The organism is Clostridium sp. (genome assembly GCF_040797585.1).
Classification (GTDB): domain Bacteria; phylum Bacillota; class Clostridia; order Clostridiales; family Clostridiaceae; genus Clostridium_Z.
Genome location: NZ_JBFNEO010000282.1, coordinates 1 through 2,767, shown reverse-complemented (window position 1 = coordinate 2,767; position 2,767 = coordinate 1). Strand labels below are relative to the sequence as shown.

Below are 2,767 nucleotides of genomic sequence, written 5' to 3'. Positions count from 1 at the left end.
ACTGGAGTCTGTGAGAAATGTAATGAAAAATAAAATAAAAAGCTAAGAAGTTAAAAGTAATATTAACTTCTTAGCTTTTTTATTTTCTTGTTATTTTAAGTCTTCTCTCTAATTAATAATAATTATTATAAAATACTATTGACAAGTTAATAATTAATATTTATTATTTTATTATAATCATTACAAATTTGGAGGAGATGTTAATATGAAATCATTAAAGAATACTAGAACCGCTGAAAACTTATTAAAGGCTTTTGCTGGAGAATCTCAAGCAAGAAATAGATACACTTTCTTTGCTAATGTTGCTAGAAAGCAAGGTTATATTCAAATAGCTAATATATTTATGGAAACAGCAGAACAAGAAAGAGAGCACGCTAAAAGATTTTATGACTTCTTAAAGGATGATTATAAGGATGAATCCATAGAAATCACTGCTTCTTATCCAGTATCCTTACATGAAGAAACTAAGGATAACTTAAAAGCAGCTGCTATGGGTGAAAATGAAGAGTGGGCTGATATGTATCCTGAATTCTCAAAGGTTGCAAGAGAAGAAGGGTTTATAGAAGTTGCTATAGCTTTTGAAAGAATTGCAGATGTTGAGAAGCACCATGAAAGAAGATATAGAAAATTACTTTCAAATATAGAAAACGGACAAGTATTTAAGAGAGAAGAAAAATCTTACTGGAAGTGCGGAAACTGTGGATATATCCATGAAGGATATGAAGCTCCAGTTAAGTGTCCAGCATGTATGCACCCTAAAGCTTACTTTGAACTATTAAATGAAAACTATTAATATATTATTCTGTAATAAAAATGCCTAGGAATTAAATTCAAACCCTAGGCATTTTTATTTATCTTATATTATAAATATATTTATGAAAAATTTGACTTTGGTCACATAATTTCCTTTTATAAAGTATTAAAATTTTCATATAAAGACTACGAGGTGATTAAATGTTTAATATAAATAATTTTACAAGACAACACGAAGAAATATATAAATCTATAGAAGAAATTGAATCCTTAATAAAGGATTCTAATATAGAAGAGAACGCTATGCATCTTGGAAAAACAATAAGCTTACTATCTGGAAAATTAAAGGTTCATCTTCAAAGTGAAGACAACTTCTTATATCCTAGCTTACTAAGTATCTCTGATTCAAAGATCAAAACTATCACCCAAAATTACATAGATGAAATGGGAAACTTAAAAATAACCTTCGAAGATTATAAAAATAAATTTAATACTAAAAATAAGATATGTTCTGATATAAATAAATTTAAAATGGAAACTGATAAAATACTTATTGCATTAAAAAATAGACTTAATAAAGAAGACAATCATTTATATACTTTATTAAAATAAATTTTTTTCTAAATAAGCCGTAAAAAGCATACTTCACAACTTAATGAAGTATGCTTTTATATAAAATATTAACTATTCTATTTTTTTAGTGGTAAATTAATAGTTATTTTTGTACCTTTATTTACTCCACTTATAACATCTATACTACCCCTATGCTCCATGACTATCCATTTAGCTATGGCAAGGCCAAGGCCTGTTCCCCCTGTATCCTTAGTTCTGGATTTGTCAGCACGGTAAAATCTATTAAATATATTAGGTAAATCTTCAGGAGCTATCCCTATTCCTGTGTCTTCTATATTTATATGAGCCTGAGTTTCACTAGAGTATGATCCTATGGTTATACTTCCTGAAGGCTTAGTATATTTTATGCTGTTATCCACAAATATACGTAAAGCTTCCTTTAATAATTTATAATCAGCAAATATTTCCACATCCTGATTTTCATAACAGTTTATATTATGATTATCATCTATAAGTTTAGTTTCTTTTACTACCTCATCTATTAGAATCTTTAAATTAAAAGTTTCTTTATTAACCTTTTGAGTATACTTATCCCCCCTTGCAAGAAACAATAATTTCTCTACTAAGTCCTTCATATTTTCTGTTTCAGATTTTATTGCCTCTATGGACTCATCTAAAACATCTTTGTCTTCTTTTCCCCACCTATCAAGAAGCCTTATATACCCTTGTATCACAGATATCGGTGTTCTAAGTTCATGAGAAGCATCTGACACAAACTGGTTTTGTGATTCATAGGACTTTTGTATCCTATCAAGCATTTCATTAAAAGTTAAAGCTAAATCCTTAAGTTCATTCTGTGATCCACTTATATTTAGTCTTGTATGAATCTTATTTATGGTAATATCTTTTACAGTAGAATTCATTTCATCAATAGGCTTTAATATCTTTTTACTTCCTTTAGAAAGTTTTATCATTGACGCCAATATAGATATTATTTCAAGTATGGTTATCCCCATAATAAATATAGGTATTTTTTCTAGATTTTCTGATAGATTATCCCATACCTTAACAGTCACTTGTCCTGAAGGTAACTCTATGTCTCTTTCATATACATAGTTTATATTAAACATATCTGTGGTATTATTAATACTGTTAATATTCTTAGCATCCTCAAAGTATGCTCCATTCCCTATAGAAAATAGAAAATTCACAGTATAATTATCCTTATATTCACTATCTGTTATATAAAGTCTCTCTTCTCCTTTAACAAATACCTCTACATTTAATCTACTTGACTGATTTATTAAATTAAGATTATCTTCATCTATATTCCCTATATCTTTAACATTATTAACTATTAAATCATAATTTCTTTTCATATTAATATCTGACGTATAAGTCATATATAATACACTGAAAATAATTATAAATATATTTAAAG

The 2,767-nt window shown here is 27.5% G+C and carries 3 protein-coding genes; 2 read left to right on the top strand and 1 reads right to left on the bottom strand.

Annotated features, from left to right (window positions below):
• The first annotated feature begins 205 nt into the window (after positions 1-205).
• A complete protein-coding gene (rbr, locus tag AB2369_RS12785; protein ID WP_367666857.1) occupies positions 206-793 on the top strand; it encodes a rubrerythrin in 588 nt (195 codons plus the stop codon).
• 161 nt (positions 794-954) lie between these two features.
• The gene (locus tag AB2369_RS12780) at positions 955-1,365 is read left to right on the top strand and encodes a hemerythrin domain-containing protein (RefSeq protein WP_367666856.1); all 411 of its coding nucleotides are present in this window, start codon (positions 955-957) and stop codon (positions 1,363-1,365) included.
• A gap of 77 nt (positions 1,366-1,442) precedes the next feature.
• On the opposite strand, the gene AB2369_RS12775 is transcribed toward AB2369_RS12780, so the two are convergent.
• Positions 1,443-2,705: a sensor histidine kinase gene (locus AB2369_RS12775; RefSeq protein ID WP_367666858.1), complete on the bottom strand. Its 1,263-nt coding sequence runs from the start codon at positions 2,703-2,705 to the stop codon at positions 1,443-1,445.
• Positions 2,706-2,767 lie beyond the last annotated feature (62 nt).